General features: G+C 36.6%; 16 protein-coding genes. 6 read left to right on the top strand and 10 right to left on the bottom strand.

Annotation, left to right across the window (positions count from 1 at the left end; translation table 11 throughout):
* Positions 1-173 precede the first annotated feature (173 nt).
* Positions 174-2,123, top strand: coding sequence for a M4 family metallopeptidase (locus MP478_RS15955; RefSeq protein WP_257200968.1), 1,950 nt, complete (start codon positions 174-176; stop codon positions 2,121-2,123).
* A gap of 75 nt (positions 2,124-2,198) precedes the next feature.
* On the opposite strand, the gene hemH is transcribed toward MP478_RS15955, so the two are convergent.
* The 3 genes from hemH to MP478_RS15940 are packed head-to-tail and all read right to left on the bottom strand — an operon-like array spanning position 2,199 to position 4,665.
* Positions 2,199-3,233 (bottom strand): ferrochelatase, encoded by a 1,035-nt coding sequence (gene hemH, locus MP478_RS15950; protein WP_257190889.1) that lies wholly within the window; start codon positions 3,231-3,233, stop codon positions 2,199-2,201.
* A 15-nt stretch (positions 3,234-3,248) separates the two neighbouring features.
* Positions 3,249-3,776, bottom strand: a complete 528-nt coding sequence (locus MP478_RS15945; protein WP_257190888.1) for an NADPH-dependent FMN reductase — start codon at positions 3,774-3,776, stop codon at positions 3,249-3,251.
* A gap of 10 nt (positions 3,777-3,786) precedes the next feature.
* Complete coding sequence (locus MP478_RS15940; protein WP_257190887.1) at positions 3,787-4,665, bottom strand: NifU family protein; 879 nt, start codon at positions 4,663-4,665, stop codon at positions 3,787-3,789.
* Positions 4,666-4,832: 167 nt separating this feature from the next.
* Between MP478_RS15940 and MP478_RS15935 the strand changes: the two genes are divergently transcribed.
* The gene (locus MP478_RS15935) at positions 4,833-5,369 is read left to right on the top strand and encodes a gamma carbonic anhydrase family protein (protein ID WP_230040812.1); all 537 of its coding nucleotides are present in this window, start codon (positions 4,833-4,835) and stop codon (positions 5,367-5,369) included.
* Positions 5,370-5,553: 184 nt separating this feature from the next.
* On the opposite strand, the gene MP478_RS15930 is transcribed toward MP478_RS15935, so the two are convergent.
* Positions 5,554-6,006: a hypothetical protein gene (locus MP478_RS15930; protein ID WP_257190886.1), complete on the bottom strand. Its 453-nt coding sequence runs from the start codon at positions 6,004-6,006 to the stop codon at positions 5,554-5,556.
* A gap of 82 nt (positions 6,007-6,088) precedes the next feature.
* Here MP478_RS15930 and MP478_RS15925 point away from each other — a divergent pair, with 82 nt between their 5' ends.
* Positions 6,089-8,215, top strand: coding sequence for a helix-turn-helix domain-containing protein (locus MP478_RS15925; RefSeq protein WP_257190885.1), 2,127 nt, complete (start codon positions 6,089-6,091; stop codon positions 8,213-8,215).
* Positions 8,216-8,255: 40 nt separating this feature from the next.
* On the opposite strand, the gene MP478_RS15920 is transcribed toward MP478_RS15925, so the two are convergent.
* Positions 8,256-9,077, bottom strand: a complete 822-nt coding sequence (locus MP478_RS15920) for a M12 family metallopeptidase (protein WP_257200967.1) — start codon at positions 9,075-9,077, stop codon at positions 8,256-8,258.
* Between the two features lie 465 nt (positions 9,078-9,542).
* Between MP478_RS15920 and MP478_RS15915 the strand changes: the two genes are divergently transcribed.
* The 3 genes from MP478_RS15915 (at position 9,543) to MP478_RS15905 (ending at position 12,414) form a co-directional block, all read left to right on the top strand.
* Positions 9,543-10,550 carry an LLM class flavin-dependent oxidoreductase gene (locus tag MP478_RS15915; RefSeq protein ID WP_230040804.1) on the top strand — a complete coding sequence of 336 codons (1,008 nt, stop codon included), beginning with the start codon at positions 9,543-9,545 and terminating at the stop codon, positions 10,548-10,550.
* Between the two features lie 64 nt (positions 10,551-10,614).
* Positions 10,615-11,736, top strand: coding sequence for a 3,4-dihydroxy-2-butanone-4-phosphate synthase (gene ribB, locus MP478_RS15910; protein WP_047490331.1), 1,122 nt, complete (start codon positions 10,615-10,617; stop codon positions 11,734-11,736).
* Positions 11,737-11,832: 96 nt separating this feature from the next.
* Positions 11,833-12,414 carry a Crp/Fnr family transcriptional regulator gene (locus MP478_RS15905; RefSeq protein WP_257190883.1) on the top strand — a complete coding sequence of 194 codons (582 nt, stop codon included), beginning with the start codon at positions 11,833-11,835 and terminating at the stop codon, positions 12,412-12,414.
* 83 nt (positions 12,415-12,497) lie between these two features.
* Here MP478_RS15905 and fmt read toward each other — a convergent pair whose 3' ends face one another.
* The 5 genes from fmt to MP478_RS15880 form a co-directional block, all read right to left on the bottom strand.
* On the bottom strand, positions 12,498-13,442 hold the full coding sequence (fmt, locus tag MP478_RS15900; RefSeq protein WP_257200966.1) for a methionyl-tRNA formyltransferase: 945 nt from the start codon (positions 13,440-13,442) through the stop codon (positions 12,498-12,500).
* Positions 13,443-13,573: 131 nt separating this feature from the next.
* Complete coding sequence (locus MP478_RS15895) at positions 13,574-15,481, bottom strand: ATP-dependent DNA helicase RecQ (protein ID WP_230040799.1); 1,908 nt, start codon at positions 15,479-15,481, stop codon at positions 13,574-13,576.
* A 77-nt stretch (positions 15,482-15,558) separates the two neighbouring features.
* Positions 15,559-16,995, bottom strand: a complete 1,437-nt coding sequence (locus tag MP478_RS15890) for an OmpA family protein (protein WP_230040797.1) — start codon at positions 16,993-16,995, stop codon at positions 15,559-15,561.
* Between the two features lie 218 nt (positions 16,996-17,213).
* Positions 17,214-18,737 carry an OmpA family protein gene (locus MP478_RS15885; protein ID WP_257190881.1) on the bottom strand — a complete coding sequence of 508 codons (1,524 nt, stop codon included), beginning with the start codon at positions 18,735-18,737 and terminating at the stop codon, positions 17,214-17,216.
* 44 nt (positions 18,738-18,781) lie between these two features.
* The gene (locus MP478_RS15880) at positions 18,782-19,894 is read right to left on the bottom strand and encodes an OmpA family protein (RefSeq protein ID WP_257190880.1); all 1,113 of its coding nucleotides are present in this window, start codon (positions 19,892-19,894) and stop codon (positions 18,782-18,784) included.
* Positions 19,895-19,902: the final 8 nt, after the last annotated feature.

Below are 19,902 nucleotides of genomic sequence, written 5' to 3'. Positions count from 1 at the left end.
TCAATTAAAATATTTCTTAATGATAAAATTATCTTTAATTAATTCCTTTTTTCATAAAATCACAATTGTATTTTATTTAATATTTCGCAATATGAATTGTATTTTAATTATTAAATATGTCTTTTTGTTGTTGAAAATATATAAATTCGTTCCTGTATTTAACAGATATTATTATGAGAACAAAGTTTATTTTAGTGGCAAGCGTTGCTGCCTGCTCTTTTGTTTTTGGACAAAACACACCATCAAAATTACTTCCGGGTAAAAGCGGATTACACGCAGAATTTATGCGATTTGATAAAAATGGCCCCGATTTTAAAGGCCAGCCTGTTTTATTTGATGAAGCCTCTCAAAGGCTTTCATCGGGACAAGCCCGCAAACTTGGATTAGAAAAAGATGCATTGGGCTTTGAAACCCATAGATTTCAACAAACAATTGACGGAATTCCTGTAGAATACGGAATGATGGCCGTACAGACTAAAGGAGGTAAAATTGTAGGTGAAACTGGAAAATGGATTCTTAAAGTTCCTGCCGGTATAGCGAAAAAAGCCAATGTTTCTGAAGCTGTAGCTCTGCAAAATGCATTGTCATTTGTAGGAGCTGAATCTTATAAATGGCAGAATAAAGAAGAGGAAGAGTTTCTTAAAAAAGAATCAAATGATCCTAATGCTACTTTTGCCCCGAAAGGAGAGCTTGTTTATTACTCTAATCCTTTTGATGAAAAATTATCCGATGTAAAGCTTGCTTATAAATTTGATATCTATGCAGAAAAGCCTGAAAGCAGACAATATGTTTTTGTAGATGCTAAGAACGGTGAGATATTAGGAACAAATGCAATCATCCATGAGATAAATACCCCGGGAACAGGCACAACCGTTTATAGCGGAAATCGTAATATCATAGCTGATTCTTATAACGGAAGCTATAGATTAAGAGAAACTGGAAGAAATGGTGGAACCGCAGTGGAAACTTATAATTTGAATAAAGGAATTGACTTTTCAGCAGCTGTAGATTTTACAGATACTGATAATGCATGGAATAATGTTAATACTAATAAAGATCAATATGCTACTGATGCTCATTGGGGTGCTGAAATGACACTGGATTATTATTTCACAAAATATGGCAGAAAGAGTATTGACAATAATAATTTTGCAATAAAATCATATGTACATTACAAACTGAATTTATTCAATGCTTATTGGGATGGATCAAGAATGCTTTATGGGGATGGAGATTCCCGAAACGGGAACATGCCATTAACAGCTATTGATGTTTGTGGACATGAAATCACTCATGGTATGACTGAGAAAACGGCAAACCTGGTGTATCAGAGAGAATCAGGAGCATTAAATGAAGGTTTTTCTGATGTTTTTGGTAATACAATAGAGCTCTGGGCAAGACCTGCACAGGCAAGCTGGAAGGTAGGAGAAGATTTCAATTATCCAATCAGAGATATGGCCAACCCTAATGCTTACAATCAACCGGATACCTATATGGGAACTTACTGGAAAGATGCTTCAGTTTCAGGATGTAGAAAGCCTAGTAACTTAAATGATCAATGTGGAGTTCACACAAATTCAGGAGTTCTTAATTTCTGGTATTATTTATTAGTAAATGGTGGAACGGGAACTAATGACAAGGGGTTTGCTTATAATGTTTCTGCAATCGGATTGGATAAGGCAGGGGCAGTTGCTTACAGAACATTGACTACTTATCTTACGTCTACTTCTACGTATGCCAATGCAAGAACGTATTCTTTGCAGGCAGCGGCAGATTTATATGGAGCAGGAAGTAATGAAGTAACACAGGTTACCAATGCCTGGAATGCCGTAGGTGTTGGAGGAGGCACTTCTCCGGCAGGACTTATTGCTTCTGCATCAAAAGTTTCTCCATATAAAATCAGCCCGAATCCTGCCACAGACAGGTTTATGGTGGAATTTGAAGCGAAAGCCGGAAATGGAGTGGTAGAAGTAGTGAGTTTAACAGGTAAAAGAGAGCTTTCTGAAAAAGTGAATCTTACTGACGGAGAAAACAGAATAAATATACAACTTCCTAATATCCTGCCTGGTGTATACGTTGTAACCGTGAATGGTCAGAATGCAGGAAATCTGATTAAAAAATAATCCTTAGTATAGTCGATTAAAAAAGGCCACAAGCAATTTGCTTGTGGCCTTTTCTATATTTTTATTGAAGTGAGATTATACCAAATAGAAATCATTAAGTTTTTCTTCGCAAAGTGTTTTTACCACTTCGATCCACCGGTCTTCATCATTCAGACATGGAATATAGTGGAAATTTTCACCCCCGCCATGCATGAACTGCTCTTTTCCTTCCACGGAAATTTCCTCTAAAGTCTCAAGGCAATCTGAAACAAAAGCAGGACAAACCACTGCAAGGTTTTTTACTCCTTTTTTCGGAATAGTTTCCAGGGTTTCATCCGTATAGGGCTCAATCCATTTGTCTTTTCCCAGTCTTGACTGGAAAGAAACAATAGTTTTTTCTTTTGGAAGGCCCATCTTAGCAATCACAGCTTCAGTGGTTTTATAACACTGATGTCTGTAGCAATACGCGTTGTGAGTGTCTACCTGACTGTTGATACAGTTGGCGTCATCAATTTTACAGGTTTTGGACGGATCTGTTTTATAGATATGCCTTTCAGGAACGCCATGATAAGAAAACTGCAGTGCATCAAAGTTTTCAGGAAGCTTTTCTTTAATACTCTCCGCAAGACAGTTGATATAAATATCCCTGTTATAGAAAGGCTGGATATAATTGATCTTTACTTTTGGGAATTTCTTTTTTCTTACCTCTTCTGCCTTTTCAATGACTGTTTCGGTTGTACTCATAGCATATTGAGGGTACAGTGGGAAAAGAACAATTTCAGAAACCCCCTGATCCACTAACTTCTGAATACCGGTTTCAATACTCGGTTCAGCATATCGCATTCCGATTTCTACAGGAACATCTACCACTTTCTGAAGTTTCTTCTGAATCTGTTCAGTAATAACGATAAGAGGAGACCCTTTATCTGTCCAAACTGTTTTATAAGCTTCAGCAGATTTTGCAGGTCTTGTGTTTAAAATAATCCCACGAACAAGAAGGGCTCTAAAGATCCAACGGTAATCAATTACCCTTTCATCCATCAAAAATTCATCAAGATATTCTTTTACATCGTTTACCGCTGTAGACTTTGGAGATCCAAGATTTACCAGTAAAATTCCTTTTTTATCCAATATTTTTTATTTTAATTATGAAACAGACCTGTTAAAATCTGTTACTAATTCTGAGACTCTGGCAAAGGTATTATTTTCAACTGAGCCATCACTGTTAAATTTCCCCTTTATTCCTTTTATCAGCAGCTGATGATCTGCTGCTATTGTTGCTCCGAGAGTTTTTAAAATCATTAATAGTTCTTCGTGACCTTTTTCTCCACTTGCTGAAGCAGTAATGACTGCTACAGGTTTCTCAGAAAAAACAGTCGTGGAAACACACCATTCCAAAAGATTTTTTAATCTCCCGGGAATGCTGAAAATATATTCCGGTGTACAGAATAAAACACCCGCTGAATGTTGAATTTCTTCTCTGATTCTTACTATATTTTCCGGAGTATGGCGATCCGTTAATGCAGTATCAAAATGAGGAAGAGCAGAAAGATCTTCAATCATTTTGAAATTAACATGCGGATGCTGCTCCAGCACCTGTTCTATCAATTTCTGATTACTGGAGTTTTTTGAAGCACTTCCAATAATTATTACAATTTTATTTCCGGGAGGCATTTTATTTCTGTTATCCGTTGACAGCTTCCACTCTTTCCACCAAATCGGGAACAAATTGCTTTAAAATGTTCTCAATTCCGTTTTTCAAAGTAGCCGTAGAACTTGGACATCCTGAGCAAGCGCCCTGTAAAAGCATTTTTGCAGTCTTGCTCGCTTCATCATATTCCATTAAAGAAATTTTTCCGCCATCATTTTCTACTGCAGGAGCAACATATTCATTCAGGATATCAGAGATCTTTTGCTCATCATCCGTATAATCTCTGTTGATGATTTTTTCAACAGGATTTTCATGTTTCTGAGGTTCAGCCTTTGATATTTCACCTCCATTCTGAAGATATTCGGCAATATGGGCACGAACAGTCATCATTACCTGATGCCATTCTACAGAATGATCTTTGGTAACAGCCACGAAATTATCAGAAATAAAAACTTCAGTAGCAAAATCAAATTCTTTGAAGATAGCTTCAGCTAAAGGAACTTCAGCGGCTGCATCTCTTGATTTTACTTCTACAAAACCATCCATCAGTAATTTGCTTGACACAAATTTCATCACGTTGGGGTTAGGAGTCATTTCAGAATAAATCTGATACATCTCTTTTTTCTTCTGAAGATAAATTCTTGGGTTTGCCAATAGCTCATCTTCAATCACATTTTTCAGACTTTCAGCAACATGTTCCCATTCTATGGTATCCTGTTTGGCTACAGCTACAAAATTAGCGGTAATGAAAACTCTTTCCACAAAAGGATAATTGAAAAGTTCTTGTGCTAAAGGAATTTCTGAAATATCTGAGTTTCGGTCCAATTCTAAAGATCCCGGGATGAGATTGTAATCTGCTACAAATTTCATCACTTTTGGATTTTCAGTTGGTTCTATAAGTACGGTACGCATTTTTTCGTTAAATTTGAGATACAAAAATACGCATTAGAAGTTAGAAGCTGAAAGTTAAGAGTTAGATTTTTGCTATCGCTTTAATTTAGAAGTTTGATACTCTAAATAAAAATGAGGTAAATTATAATTTTCAACCAAACTTATTTTTTAAATTTCAAATTAAAACTATGGCACTTGTAAAAGAACTTTTAGGGAAAATACCACAGATCGGAGAGAATACTTTCTTAGCAGAAACAGCAACCATTATAGGAGATGTTACCATGGGAAGAGACTGCAGTGTTTGGTATAACGCAGTAATCAGAGGTGATGTGCATTATATTAAAATGGGAGATAAAGTAAATGTTCAGGATAATGCAATGCTGCACTGTACCTACCAGAAACATCCTTTGAATATCGGAAATAATGTTTCCATTGGCCATAATGCTATTGTTCATGGATGTACAATCAAAGATAATGTCCTGATCGGAATGGGAGCTATTGTAATGGATGACTGCCTGGTGGAAGAAAATTCCATCGTAGGTGCAGGATCTGTAGTGACCCAGGGAACTCATATTAAATCCGGAGAAGTTTGGGGGGGCGTTCCTGCCAGGAAAATTAAAGATATCAATGCCCAGTTACTGGAAGGAGAGGTAAACAGGATTGCAGATAATTATGTAAAATACTCTTCGTGGTATAAGGAAAATGTAAAAGATTACGAATTATAATCGAGGATATCTGTTGCGGGTTTCAGGATGGAATAATTTTCTCTTCTGAAACCAAAACTTCATTTATCTTTACATCAATATATAACAAAGCTCCATATTTTGATGGAGCTTTGTATATCATCCTAGTATAAAAATTCCTAAAAAGAATTTGTAATGATTTGAGTATAGAACCTTTGCTTTATTTTTAATTGTTATCCGGAGTGATGAGCCTTATCTTTCCATTGACACATTTAAGAGACGTAGGAGCAGGGATCATCATACAATCAGACACAATATTATATTTTTCATTAAAAATCCTGACCTTTTCCGTGTATTCATTGATTCTCGACAAGATAGAGACTTCTATTTTCTTGGGGTAAGCAATATACTGCTGTGGTCCGCCGCACGACTTTAGTCCCATTGGAGCAAATGCCCATTCATTCACATCAGTACATTTTTCACCTGAAACCTCAGATTCAATGGATGCTTTTAATTTATCCAATAAAGCCTGGTCGTATTTTTGACTGTCCTGATCGGCAGGTCTTTCAGAAATATCTTTCGGAAGATTGGTATTTGCATTCTTCGAGGTATTACATGAAGTAAGAGTAAATGTAGTACATAATACTAGCAGAGGAATAAGGATAAATTTTTTTTTCATTATAGACATTGTTCTTTATAAGAATTTTCAAAACTTATGCCAAGGTAAGAAAATCAAATTCATTTCCGTATTTTTGACAACGATGAACAATCATTTTTTTGACTTATTAGAGCACACGAACCGAAGTGTCTTTCTAACTGGAAAAGCAGGGACAGGAAAGACTACATTTCTTAATGACTTTGTAAAACGGACAAAGAAAAAACATGTGGTAGTGGCACCTACCGGTATTGCCGCAATCAATGCAGGGGGAGTTACCATCCATTCTATGTTTGGATTGCCGTTAAGAACTTTTCTGCCTACCACAGAAAGGATAGATACCAGTTTGGCTAATAATATAGCTGACCTGATGCCCCATTTTAAATACCGAAAGGATAAACTTAAGCTTTTAAGAGAAGTTGAGATCATTATTATTGATGAGGTTTCCATGTTAAGAGCAGATGTTTTGGACATGATGGATTTTTCTTTACGGTTTATCAGAAGAAATAATCAAAGGTTTGGAGGAGTACAAATGCTGTTCATCGGAGATCTTTATCAGCTTCCGCCGGTAGTGAGGGATGAGCATATTCTAAAAATGTACTATAATTCACCATTCTTTTTTGATAGCCATGCCATTAAAGATATTCCTTTAGTGACCATTGAGCTGACGAAAGTGTACAGGCAGTCTGATGAAGAGTTCTTAGAAATTCTGAATGCTATCCGTGATGGGGATGTGGCAAATATAGATTTTGATTACCTGAATAAAAGGTATGATCCTGACTTCAATATAGGAAAAGAATCTTACGTTTACTTGTGCTCTCATAATAAAATGGCTGATGAGATCAACCAGGAAAAGCTGGCAGAAATAAAAGTGGATGCACAAACCTATGAAGCTAAACTTGTAGGAGACTTTAAAGAAAATCAGTTTCCTAATGAACAATTTTTAGAATTGAAAATTGGAGCACAGATTATGTTCATCAGAAATGATATTTCCGGGGAAAAGAGATATTTCAATGGGAAATTGGGTGAGATTATCGGATTGGACGAAAATGAAATCCGGGTTGTTCTGGATGAAAGCGAACTTGAAATCACTGTGAAAAGGGAGACTTGGGAGCAGAAAAAATATTTTCTGGATACCGATAAAACCATTCAGGAAGAAGTATTAGGGAGTTTCGAGCAGTTTCCGATAAAGCTAGCCTGGGCAGTTACCATCCACAAAAGCCAGGGATTAACCTTTGATAAGGTGATCATTGATGCAGGGAAAAGTTTTACTGCCGGTCAGGTATATGTAGCATTATCCCGTTGCAGAACATTGGAAGGAATTGTTTTAAAATCAAAAATTACTCCTGAAGTTATTTTTAAAGATAACAGGATTCTGCATTTCCATACAGATACTGTGGCCAATGACCATATTGAATCAATTCTGAATCAGGAAAAATATGATTACAGCATCAGAAAAGTACTTCGTACGGTAGATTGTGTATGGTTTTTGAAAGAAGTGGAAGACTGGAATAAACTGTCTGTTGTTACCAAAAATTTAGACCATGTTAAAACCAATCAGCTGTACCTTCAGCTGAAACATGAAAGCGTAAACCTTGGAAAGATTTTTGAAAAATTAGAGCGGATAATTTTCCAGAAGGTTAATAATTTCATTGAGAAAAAAGAAGAATGGTCTGAAATTGAAAGCAAAACAAAAGGAGCTGTTAACTTTTTCTTCGTGGAAACCAGGGATAAAATTTTTAATCCGTTAAAAGAGTTTTATGCTGAAATAAAAGGAGCAAAAGGCTTAAAGCAATATAACGATGAATTCAGAAACTGGCTGGAAGATATAGAAGAATATTTGAATAGCCTGAAAGATATTCACCTTCTTGAAACGAAACTTTTAGAGGAGAAAAATAATAAAGAAATCAATCTGAAAATTGCTAAAGTGCCTTCACAGGTTTTAACCTTTCAGTTATTTGAACAGGGGAAAACCATCGGAGAAATTGCCTTGGAAAGAGGTTTGGTAAAAGAAACCGTAATCGGACATCTTGCGAAATTTGCTGAACAGGGGCTGCTGGATATTTCAAGAGTAATTACTTCCGATAAAATCAAAGCTTTTGAAACAGAGTTTTATAAAAATCCACAAGAAACTTTGACAGAATGGAAGAATGTATTGCCAAGTAATTTTGAATTCAATGAGATCAGGATTCTGATCAATCATTATAATTATAAAAAGGAAAAGAATTCATAAGAATTCTTTTCCTTTTTAATTGATATCTTGGTTGTAAAAACTAGGGATACATCGTATTGATTGTATTAATATCTCCGGTTGTAAAACCTGTTCTGTTGTAGGTAAAAGTAGTATTGTTAGCCCTCTTAATAGTAGGCTGTCCGTTTTTAGAATAGGAATTAGGCCAATACATCATCACCGAATTAATATTGAAAGGACCTATATCTGTTCCGGAATTATACTTATTAAAATTATAAGCCTGCCCATCCTGAATATTGTTCCACTGGATACTCAGATACTGATCTCTGTCTTTACGTGCATGTTCATGATAAAGTCCTACAGTATGTCCCATTTCATGGATAACAGATCCCACAGAAATATATTGATCCAAAGAAATAGTTTGCTTTCCACCCTGATACCCGATATGGGCCCATCCATCTGATCCTGATGAACTTCCGAAAATAAATTCTACGTAATTAGCCTGATTGGTGCGCGGAATCCACTGGGTATTGGTTTTGGAATTATACTCATTAACCGCTGTAGTGATTTTATTAGCATTGATAGAGCCCATATTACCGGCAACACTATAGTAAATTTTAGCTCCCGGCCATCTTGAGAAACTGGCGCCTCCTTTATTAAGTGAGTTGTCTCCTGCCAGCTGTTGGTCGGAAAGTACAATATCTCCCTGGAAAAAATTCATTCCATTCTTCCTTTCGTATGTAATATCTTGCCCTCCCAGTCGTCCGTTTTTAACATTTTCGAGCTGTAAGGCATTGTTTTGAGCTTCCGCAGTAATCTCATCGTTATTTTTACTACAAGACGCTAAAGTAGCAGCAATAACAAGACCTATAAAGAAAGTCCTTTTTGTCAGTTTTTTGTTCATAAAAATATTTTTAGTGGTGTTAAAGTGTATTTTATTTAATGCTAATATAGTAATTTATTTCTCTTATGAATGAATTGTTTTTATTGAAATATTTGTTTTTATGAGAATTGTTTATTTTTAATTGAAATATTAAACAGAAAAGGTTTGACTACAGCCAATCCCTTTTTCTTACTATTTGTTGTGTAAATAGTAACTCTTTGCGTATTTTGAAAATTCTACAAAACCTATTCATGCCGGACCATGATGACCAAAGGATTTGTTTTCGATATACATGATTTTTGTTTTCATGATTTGAAATTTATTTAAGCAATGTATTTATCTGTGTAAGCAAAAGGAATCAAACAGAGCTTCAATTTCAATAGTTTTTGCCTGAACTTGGCGATCAGACTTATCAATTACAAAAAGTAACTAATGCAATTTTTATGTTTTAAATTTGTTTGGTTTTTTAAGCCCCAATTTATAATTATGAAAAATTTTGAAATTTCTGTTTTAGACCTTGCTCCGGTAAAGCAGGGAAAAAGCATTCATGATACATTTCAGGATAGCTTATCTTTAGCTACTCATACTGAAAACTTAAACTATACAAGATTCTGGCTTGCCGAGCATCACAATATGGAAAGTATTGCGAGTTCTGCTACCTCAGTTTTAATTGGTTTTATCGCCAATGGAACAAAAAAAATAAGAGTGGGTTCAGGAGGAATTATGCTTCCCAATCATAGCTCTCTGATCATTGCAGAGCAATTCGGAACCCTGGAGTCTCTTTTTCCGGGAAGGATTGATCTGGGTGTAGGAAGGGCTCCCGGAACAGACGGATTAACGGCTCAGGCATTGGGAAGAAATCCGGCGATTATTAATGAACAGTTTCCAAGACAGATTATAGAGCTTCAACGGTATTTTTCCAAAGAAAATGCTGATGCGATGGTACGGGCTATTCCGGGAGAAGGCCTTGATATTCCTATTTATATACTAGGATCAAGTACAGACAGCGCATGGCTGGCGGCAGAACTTGGACTGCCTTATGCATTTGCCGGGCATTTTGCTCCTGAGCAAATGGAAATGGCCTTTACAATATACAGGGAACATTTCCAACCTTCTCAATATTTAGGTCAGCCTTATGTAATGGCTTGTGTGAACGGAGTTGCAGCAGAAACTTCTGAAGAGGCTCATAAGCTTTCTACTACCTTATTCCAGGCATTTATCAATATTGTAAGAAATGACAGGAAGCCTTTTGCTCCGCCGGTAGATGATATGGATGACATCTGGTCACCCATGGAAAAATCTATGGTTTTACAGAAGCTGAGGTATACTTTTATAGGAGACAAGGTGGAAATTCAGGAAAAAATTCAGGATTTCCAGAATAAATTCAACGTCGATGAGCTAATTATCAATTCTCATATCTACGATCATCAGAAAAGACTGAGATCTTACGAAATCATAAGAGAAGCGGTCAACTCTTTATCTCAAGCACAATAAACCATTCATATTAATTGGCAGATGCTTATTTTTATAAGTATCTTTGCAAAAATAAAAAGTAAAAATGTCCGATATTAAATTAAATACTATTCCAGAGGCTATTGAAGACCTTAAAAATGGTAAAATAATCATAGTAGTAGATGATGAAGATAGAGAAAATGAAGGTGACTTTCTTTGTGCTGCTGAACTGACAACTCCGGAAATTATCAACTTTATGGCCCTCCACGGTAGAGGACTGATCTGTATGCCTCTTCCTGAAAAAAGATGTGATGAGCTTGGATTAGAGGTCATGGTAAGCAGAAGCAGTGATCCTAAAGAAACTGCTTTTACCGTATCTGTTGACCTTTTGGGTAACGGGACTTCCACAGGTATTTCTGCCGGTGACAGAGCTAAAACAATTTTGGCTTTAATGGATGAAAAGTCTAAACCTACGGATTTCATGAGACCCGGACATATCTTCCCGCTTCGTGCAAGAAAAGGAGGCGTTTTGAAAAGAGCAGGACATACTGAAGCTGCTATTGACCTTACTCATCTGTCAGGATTGAAAGAAGGGGGAGTAATCTGTGAGATTATGAATGAAGATGGTACAATGTCTCGTTTACCGGAACTTCACGCATTCGCTCAGAAGCATGATATGAAAATTGTTTCTATTGAAGATTTAATTCATTATCAGCTTAAAAAAGGAAATCTGGTTGAAAGACTTGAAGAGAAAAAGGTAAAAACGCATTACGGTGATTTTGATTTCTACGCGTTCAGAGAAACTTCGAATGACCAGATCCACTTTGCCTTGACAAAAGGGGCATGGACGGTAGATGAGCCTGTTTTAGTAAGAGTACAGTCTTCAGATTCTTATTTTGATGTATTGACTAGATTAAATAACGGAGAAAAACCTTTATTGGAAAAAGTAACCGGTATGGTAAATGAAGCAGGAAAAGGAGCTATTATTTTCATCAATAATGTTTCCAACTCTGAAAATACATTGAGGAAACTTCAGCAGTTCCTGAATTATCAGGACGGGCAGGAGCAACACCCTACTTTAGCATACAACTACAGAGATTACGGTATTGGAACGCAGATCTTAAAGAATTTAGGAATTAATAAGTTTAAAGTAATCACTCAAAACCCTAATATCAAACCTCAGGTTGGAGGATATGACGTAGAAGTTACTGAGCTGGTTCAGTTATAACAGATAAATGATCAATAGAGTATCAGCTTTGCTGAGAAAATATTGAAGAACAAAAAAGGTTTAGGATTTTTCTAAACCTTTTTTTATTTTTAAACCATGACAAAGTCTTTAAAAACACATATCAGAGGTTATGTAGATATTTCAGATGAAAAACTGAATCAGTATTGTAATGCTTTTCATCTTCAGAAAATAAAGAAAAAGGATTTTCTTTTAAGAGAAGGGGAGATTTGTGGATTTGAAGGGTTTGTAGTGAATGGATGTTTTAAAGTTTCCCATACAGATCCCCATGGTGCAGAACAGATACTGTACTTTGGAATTGAAGGTTGGTGGCTTTCAGATATTGACAGCTTTATTACAGGTGTTCCATCAAAACTCAATATTCAGGCTATTGAAGACAGTGAAATTCTTCTTATTTCAAAGAAAGATAAAGAAAAATTTTATCTTGAAATTCCTGAAATTGAAAAATTAATGAGACTGAAGTTTCAAAGGTCAATTATTGCGTTACAACGCAGGATTATTGATAATCTAAGCAAATCGTCAGATGAACGTTATCTGGACTTTCTTAAGGAATATCCTGAAACAGCTCATCGTCTTACCAATATACAGATTGGAGCATATTTGGGAGTAACTCCGGAGTTTATAAGCAGAATACGCAGAAAAATTGTAAGTAAGAGTTAGTCTTCAACCACAAAAGGCTTTATATTTTGTTTGAAATAAGATGGTAAGCCTTTTGTGATTGAAGTTTTAATATATAGCCAGGCTTATAATGTTATTTCGTCAAAATTTCTGAAGCCGTTCAGAAAGTCTTTTACAGTCATTCTTTTCTTTCCTTCCAACTGAAGTTCTTGTGGAAAATACACTCCATCCTGGGTATAAATTTTAAACTCATTTTTTGAAATATCTAAAGTTCCGGAAGGTTTTCCGTGATTTGAGATTTCAAATTTACCCCCGAATATTTTTAATCCTTTTTCTTCTTCACCAATTTTTAGAGTGGTGAAAGCTGCAGGATATGGAGACATTCCAAGGATAAACTGATGAACGGTCTTTGAAGGAGCATTCCAATTGATTTTGGTGTCCTCCTTAAATATTTTATAAGCATTTTTAGGATGTTCTACTTGTGGCTGGGGTCTTTCCTCAATGGTATTTTCAGCCAGTCCATCCAATGTTTTTACCACCAGTCTTGAACCCATTTCCATCAGCCTGTCATGAAGAGCTCCTGCATTTTCGTCAGGTAAAACTTTAAGTTCTTCCTGCAAAAGAATATTCCCTTCATCTATTTTTTCGTTGATGAAGAATGTAGTGGCTCCAGTTTTTTCTTCGCCATTAATTACGGCATAATTGATGGGAGCTGCTCCTCTGTAATCAGGTAATAAAGAGGCGTGAAGGTTAAATGTTCCCATAGCTGGCATTTCAAAAAGAACCTTAGGCATCATTCTAAAAGCAACCACCACAAAAACATCAGCCTCAAGATTTCTAAGTTCCTCTAAAAATTCAGGATTTCTCAATTTTTCAGGTTGGAAAACAGGAATATTATTTTCAGAAGCATATATTTTTACAGGTGACTGGTGAATTTTCTGCCCACGTCCACTTGCTTTATCTGCAACGGTTACAACACCTACAACGTTATGATGAGATTGATGAATAGCCTCCAAAGAAGTCTTTGCGAATTCCGGAGTTCCTAAAAAAACAACTTTCAATGATTTCATAGCACAAAGATAAGTTTTTCGCGGATAGTTGCAGGTTGAATTAGATAGAAGAAACGCTATCCAGCCTGGCAAAAAAATCTTATTCCATCTTCTAGGTCTCCAGTCTCTTGTCTCCGGTTTTATCCGCCTCATCACTCATGATTCAGTGCATATGTTCTGAAATTAAGCATTTTTACTTTTCCGGCATCCAGCAGGTAAATCAGGTTTTCTAAAATGTTTTCTTTAGAATGGTAGCTTAGCTGTACCGAAAGTTCTTCAATGGTTGCTGATCTCTTGGACAGTAGATTGATAATTTGCTGAGAAATATTTTTTCCGAAAATAGATTGCTTATTCTTTTCGCATACAGAACACTGACCACAGTTTTTTGAATTTTTTTCACCAAAATAGGAGAGGATAAGCTTCATCTTACAGTAGTCTTTATTTTCCACGTAAAATTTCATTTCCTCCCATTTCTGGATTTTATTTCTCTGAATATGCTCAAAAAGTTTCCAGTAGGTATGATTGATGATTCTTTCGTCACGGGGTTTTAAAAATTTGATGCTGGCAAGCGCACCATCTATATATTCCAGGTAGTTTTTCTGCTGAAGTTCTTTCAGGCGTTCTTTGATCAAAGGAACACTGACCTCAATCTTGTTGCTTACCTGCTGTTCACTGAACATTACTTTATGAGTGGTGAGACCGGATATAGTCCGGAAAAGAAGTTCAATAAAATAGGCGTCTTTCTGTGGCAGCTGATCTATTTCATCGGCTTTCATAAAAAGTTCCAGTGAAGAAAGGCTTTTATGATCATTATAATAAATGATTTCCTGATTGTGAAGGAAATTAAGAACATTATTAATTTTTGCCTTAGACAGTCTTGTGAAATTCTGTATTCCCACAGTATTCAGCTGAAAGGTTTTTTCTGGCTGTTCAAATTCGGCAACCTGAAAAATAGAGTAGAGATAACTGATAATTTTTAAAAATTCAGCTTTATTGGGAATCTGGTTTTTTAAGATCTGATCAAAGTTCAGCAGCTCCTGTTTATTCCAAAGCATAAAAGCAAAACTGTCTTTTCCATCTCTTCCTGATCTTCCTATTTCCTGATAATAGTTCTCCAGAGAAGCAGCAGGGGAATAGTGAATCACAAAACGTACGTTATCTTTATCAATCCCCATTCCAAAGGCATTTGTAGAAATAAGAACATGATTATCACTTCTGTTCCAGATATTTTGCTTGGTATTTTTCTCTTTTGTCGTTAAGCCTGCATGAAAATAATCTACATTTTTCAACTGATTTTTGTTCAGGAACTCGGCTAACAGTTCTGCTTCTTTTCTTGTTCTTACATAGATGATTCCTGAATCTGTATTGTATTTCAGGATATCAAAAATACGTTGAAATTTATCAGCAACCTCTTCAGTGAAAATTTTGATATTGTCTCTTTTGAAACTTTTTTGAAATACGGAGGGCTTTCTAAGTTCTAGTTTGTTTTTAATTTCTTCAAGCACCTTTGGAGTTGCTGTAGCTGTTAGGGCAAGACAGGGAATTTCAGGATTGTTTTTTCTGAAGTCTTTTATATTCTGATAACTGGGGCGGAAATCCTGTCCCCATTCTGAAATACAGTGGGCTTCATCCACAGCAATGAATGAGAGCTGAATATCCTGAATATTCTGTAAAAACTGAGTATTGGTAAGCCTTTCCGGAGATACATACAACAGTTTTGTCAGCCCTTCCTTACATCGGCCATAAATAGCTTCCGCATCATATTCATCCAATTCTGAAGACAGGTATTCTGCTTCTATATTTCGGAATTTAAGCTGATTTACCTGGTCTTTCATTAATGCCAACAGTGGGGAAATAACAAGGCATGTTCCTTCTTTTAGCAATGCCGGCAGCTGATAGCATAAAGACTTTCCGGCCCCTGTGGGTAGTAAGACCAGTGTATCTTTTTCGTTAATAACAGAATTGATAATTTCTTCCTGAGAATCTCTGAAGTTGCTATAACCCCAGAAATACTTAAGAGTATCATACTTTAGCTTTTGAAAATCTTGCGGAGAAATCATAGGGTAAAAATAAGGAAAGTAATATAACAAAAAAAGCCACGCAATGCGTGACTTTCATATAATACTTAATAAGTTTATTATTTAGCTTCGAAGTATACTCTTCTGTTCGCTCTGTTTTTCCATTCAGGGCATTTTGTAGCTGGCTCACATTCAGGGTATTTAAGGTCTTTTTCACCTTTTCCTACTGCATTAAGTTTACCATTTTGAACACCGTTTTTAATCAGGTAATTCTTCACATTATTAGCTCTTCTTTGAGATAACTTTTGGTTATAAGCATCAGTACCTCTTGTATCTGTAGCACCAATTACACTGTAAGAACCATTTGAAGAATTGATATAGTTAACAGCATTATTTAAGATTGGAGTATTTGATGGTAAAATTCTGTCAGAATTCAAATCAAATTCAATACCTTCCAGTTTAGTTTCAGTTTCTACTACAGGTCCGGTAGTAGTGGTAGGGCAACCGTTGTTTTCCACAGGTCCGGGAACAGTTACACACTTATCGTAAAGGTCAATAACGCCATCTAGATCTGTGTCAAGAGCAACACCGGCACCATCCACTCTCGCTCCGGCAGGAGTATCAAGCTGTCTGTCCCAGTCATCACATACACCGTCGTTATCAGCATCACCTTTTTTACATACTTCAATATCCTGGTTTTTGTTAGCCAGAACGTCAAGTTTGTAATAGATTTCCTGAAGTGGGTCATGCCACATTAAGTGAGATTCGTGTTTTCCTAGCTTTATGGAAAGTCCTAAAGTAGCATTGAAGAAATTATCTGAAACCTGTTCAGAACGCTTGTTGATAGCACTGTATGCATCACCGCCACCGTCAAATTCATCATCACCGGTAATCACATACATCAATCTACCTTCAAGGTCGATTCTGTTGTTCACTTTGAACTTCAGACCTGTACCGGCCTGCATAAACATAGAACCTAGTTTGAAAGGTTTTACTTCAGTCATTAACCTCTGTCCTTTGCTGTCTTTCTGGTATGCTCTGTAGGCAATGGTACCTACCCCTGCATATCCATGAAGAGCCCATCTGTAAGTAGAATGATTATCTACTCTTCTTAAAAGGTTAGAGAAGTTGATATCTCCTAAGATAGAGATGGCATCATACTGAGTTCTTGCCCCTACAGCTGCAGCATCGGGAGCAGCATCTTTAGTATTGAACCAACCCTGTCTTGTTTCTCCTCTGTCATATTGTAGCTTCAGACCAAAAGCATGAGTAATGGCCTTATCGATACTTACATAAGCAGAGTATCCGAAAAGGTTTTTACCATTTCCATTCTTAATGGACGTCAAATCTGATGATTGAAGAAGAGGAACACCCGCACCTACTGAAATCGACCAGTCATTAAATCTCTTCGATTGGTTTGTAAATGGGGAAACGTTGGCAGATCCCGAAGAAAATGTATTGGGATACGTTCCTGTTGAAACTGCCGTTGAGTCTTGTGCATAGCTGGCGCTTGGTATAGCTAATGCCAGAGCAACAATTGCTAAACTTAATTTCATAGTGTTATTTTTTTAAGTTAAGTTATTTTAAATGATTTTATTTATTAAAAACTAATTTTATGTTAATTTTTTTCTAAATTGCTTAAAAATTAACTAATTATTATTTGCAATTAACAGAGTTTTAGCCCTGAAAATGATATAAAGATAGGTAAAAAAATCCAAAATCGAAAAAAAAACCGAAAAGAAGAATTCTTTTCGGTTTTTTTTGTTATAAAAAATTATTTTTTCTTTTTCTTACCAGTAACTTTTTTTACTGATTTTTTTACCGGAGCATCTTCATAGTCTTTCTTTTGGATAGAATTCCATTCAGAAGCTTCTATAAATTTTACAGTAACTTTTCTGTCTGCTAATCTTTCGGCATCAGAAGCTGATGCAGGAATTGTAGCTTCGGCAGAACCTACTCCTCTTGATTTCAGTACATTTTGGCTGATACCTCTGTTTTCAAGAGCACCTACTACTGCAGCCGCTCTTTCTTTAGATAATCTAAGATTGTAAGCTGCATTTCCTTTGCTATCTGTGTGACCGGTCAGTAAATAATTACCTCCGTTTTCTTTGATAATTGAAGCTGCAAGATCTAATTTACTGTTAGACTCAGGTCTTATCGTAGCTTTATTGAAGTTAAAGTAGATATCTTTAAGTGTTTTCTCTACTTCTACTGCTGTCTGATTGTTATCCTTCTTTACAGGGCAGCCGTTGTTTTCCACAGGTCCGGGAACAGTTACACACTTATCGTAAAGGTCAATAACGCCATCTAGATCTGTGTCAAGAGCAACACCGGCACCATCCACTCTCGCTCCGGCAGGAGTATCAAGCTGTCTGTCCCAGTCATCACATACACCGTCGTTATCAGCATCACCTTTTTTACATACTTCAATATCCTGGTTTTTGTTAGCCAGAACGTCAAGTTTGTAATAGATTTCCTGAAGTGGGTCATGCCACATTAAGTGAGATTCGTGTTTTCCTAGCTTTATGGAAAGTCCTAAAGTAGCATTGAAGAAATTATCTGAAACCTGTTCAGAACGCTTGTTGATAGCACTGTATGCATCACCGCCACCGTCAAATTCATCATCACCGGTAATCACATACATCAATCTACCTTCAAGGTCGATTCTGTTGTTCACTTTGAACTTCAGACCTGTACCGGCCTGCATAAACATAGAACCTAGTTTAAAAGGTTTTACTTCAGTCATTAGGCTCTGTCCTTTGCTGTTTTTCTGATATGCTCTGTAAGCAATGGTACCTACCCCTGCATATCCATGAAGAGCCCATCTGTAAGTAGAATGGTTATCTACTCTTCTTAAAAGGTTAGAAAAGTTGATATCTCCTAAGATAGAGATGGCATCGTACTGAGTTCTTGCCCCTACAGCCGCAGCATCGGGAGCGGCATCTTTAGTATTGAACCAACCCTGTCTTGTTTCTCCTCTGTCATATTGTAGCTTCAGGCCAAAAGCATGGGTAATGGCTTTATCGATACTTACATAAGCAGAGTATCCGAAAAGGTTTTTACCATTTCCATTCTTAATAGACGTTAAATCTGATGATTGAAGGAGAGGAACACCTGCACCTACTGAAATCGACCAGTCATTAAATCTCTTAGATTTGTTGGTAAATGGGGAAACATTGGCAGATCCTGAAGAGAATGTATTGGGATATTCTCCATTAGAAACTGCAATGCTGTCTTGCGCATATATAGCACTAGGGATTGCCAGTGCCAATGCAGCAATTGCTAAATTAAATTTCATCGTGTATTATTATTTGATATTTTTTTGATAAAACGCTCGTCAACTTATTTGGTTGGGCATCCGTTGTTCTCTACAGGTCCCGGAACCGTTACGCATTTATCATATAAATCTATAACTCCGTCAAGGTCCATATCCAGAGCAACACCGGCACCATCTACTCTTGCACCTGCAGGAGTATCAAGTTGTCTGTCCCAATCGTCGCATACTCCGTCATTATCAGCATCTCCTTTTTCACATACCACAAGATCATTTGTAGCATTTTCTAAAACGTTGAGTCTGTAATATCCTTCCTGAAGTGGATCATGCCATGCTAAGTGGGAAGTGTGTTTTCCTAGTTTGAAAGACATTCCTAAGCTGACTGTCCATGCATTATCGGATCTTTTTGCATTAAGCATGTTGTATTTTGAATTTTTTGACGCTGGATCATAATCATTGGCATCAGCCCATCCGCCACCGTCAAATTCATCATCACCACTTATGAGGTACATCGTTCTTGCTTCAACATCAATAAGTTTTGAAACCTTGTATTTAACTCCGAAACCTCCCTGATAGAAGATAGAGTTAATGTCAATGTCCTGTTTGATAAATAGAGGAACTCTTTTTGGACTATTGCTCCATCTGAATTCATCATTGTCATGCAGTGAAGTTCTGAATGCTTGAACCCCAATTCCCGCATATCCATGGAATGCCCATCTGTAAGGAGAATGATTGTCAGTTCTTCTTAATAAATTTGAGAAGTTGATATCCCCTAATAAAGATATTTGATCAAACTGGGTTGTAGCAGTACCTACACCTGCTAGCTGGCCTGCTGCACCTGGAAGCTGACCTGTTTGCTTAGTTTCTCCTCTCATATACATTACGCTTAAAGCGAAAGTATGTGAAATTTGCTTATCCACGCTTACGTAAGCATTGTAACCCCAATTCGTTTTGTCTTTATTGATTGATGTAAGATCCGAGTGGACCATAAATGCTGCACCTCCTCCCACAGAAATTGACCAGTCATTGAATCGTCTGGCTTTGTTGTCGAATGGTTGTACATTAGCGGAACCTGAAGAAAAAGTATTAGGGTACTCAGTTGAAGAATTAACTGTAGTACTGTTGTCTTGCGCATAAGCTGCAATTGGCAGTGTAGCCAATAATAATAAACCTAATTTCATACAGTATG

It is taken from the genome of Chryseobacterium sp. WG14 (assembly GCF_024586945.1).
GTDB lineage: Bacteria > Bacteroidota > Bacteroidia > Flavobacteriales > Weeksellaceae > Chryseobacterium.
Note: the sequence above shows the minus strand (reverse complement) of the source record. Positions and strands in the feature narration are given on the sequence as shown.

Excerpts from the sequence above, each read along its gene's own strand:
- MP478_RS15955 (WP_257200968.1), top strand. The coding sequence starts at position 174 with ATGAGAACAAAGTTTATTTTAGTGGCAAGCGTTGCTGCCTGCTCTTTT.
- MP478_RS15945 (WP_257190888.1), bottom strand. The coding sequence starts at position 3,776 with ATGCCTCCCGGAAATAAAATTGTAATAATTATTGGAAGTGCTTCAAAA.
- MP478_RS15940 (WP_257190887.1), bottom strand. The coding sequence starts at position 4,665 with ATGCGTACCGTACTTATAGAACCAACTGAAAATCCAAAAGTGATGAAA.
- MP478_RS15935 (WP_230040812.1), top strand. The coding sequence starts at position 4,833 with ATGGCACTTGTAAAAGAACTTTTAGGGAAAATACCACAGATCGGAGAG.
- MP478_RS15930 (WP_257190886.1), bottom strand. The coding sequence starts at position 6,006 with ATGAAAAAAAAATTTATCCTTATTCCTCTGCTAGTATTATGTACTACA.
- MP478_RS15925 (WP_257190885.1), top strand. The coding sequence starts at position 6,089 with ATGAACAATCATTTTTTTGACTTATTAGAGCACACGAACCGAAGTGTC.
- MP478_RS15920 (WP_257200967.1), bottom strand. The coding sequence starts at position 9,077 with ATGAACAAAAAACTGACAAAAAGGACTTTCTTTATAGGTCTTGTTATT.
- MP478_RS15915 (WP_230040804.1), top strand. The coding sequence starts at position 9,543 with ATGAAAAATTTTGAAATTTCTGTTTTAGACCTTGCTCCGGTAAAGCAG.
- ribB (WP_047490331.1), top strand. The coding sequence starts at position 10,615 with ATGTCCGATATTAAATTAAATACTATTCCAGAGGCTATTGAAGACCTT.
- MP478_RS15905 (WP_257190883.1), top strand. The coding sequence starts at position 11,833 with ATGACAAAGTCTTTAAAAACACATATCAGAGGTTATGTAGATATTTCA.
- fmt (WP_257200966.1), bottom strand. The coding sequence starts at position 13,442 with ATGAAATCATTGAAAGTTGTTTTTTTAGGAACTCCGGAATTCGCAAAG.
- MP478_RS15895 (WP_230040799.1), bottom strand. The coding sequence starts at position 15,481 with ATGATTTCTCCGCAAGATTTTCAAAAGCTAAAGTATGATACTCTTAAG.
- MP478_RS15890 (WP_230040797.1), bottom strand. The coding sequence starts at position 16,995 with ATGAAATTAAGTTTAGCAATTGTTGCTCTGGCATTAGCTATACCAAGC.
- MP478_RS15885 (WP_257190881.1), bottom strand. The coding sequence starts at position 18,737 with ATGAAATTTAATTTAGCAATTGCTGCATTGGCACTGGCAATCCCTAGT.
- MP478_RS15880 (WP_257190880.1), bottom strand. The coding sequence starts at position 19,894 with ATGAAATTAGGTTTATTATTATTGGCTACACTGCCAATTGCAGCTTAT.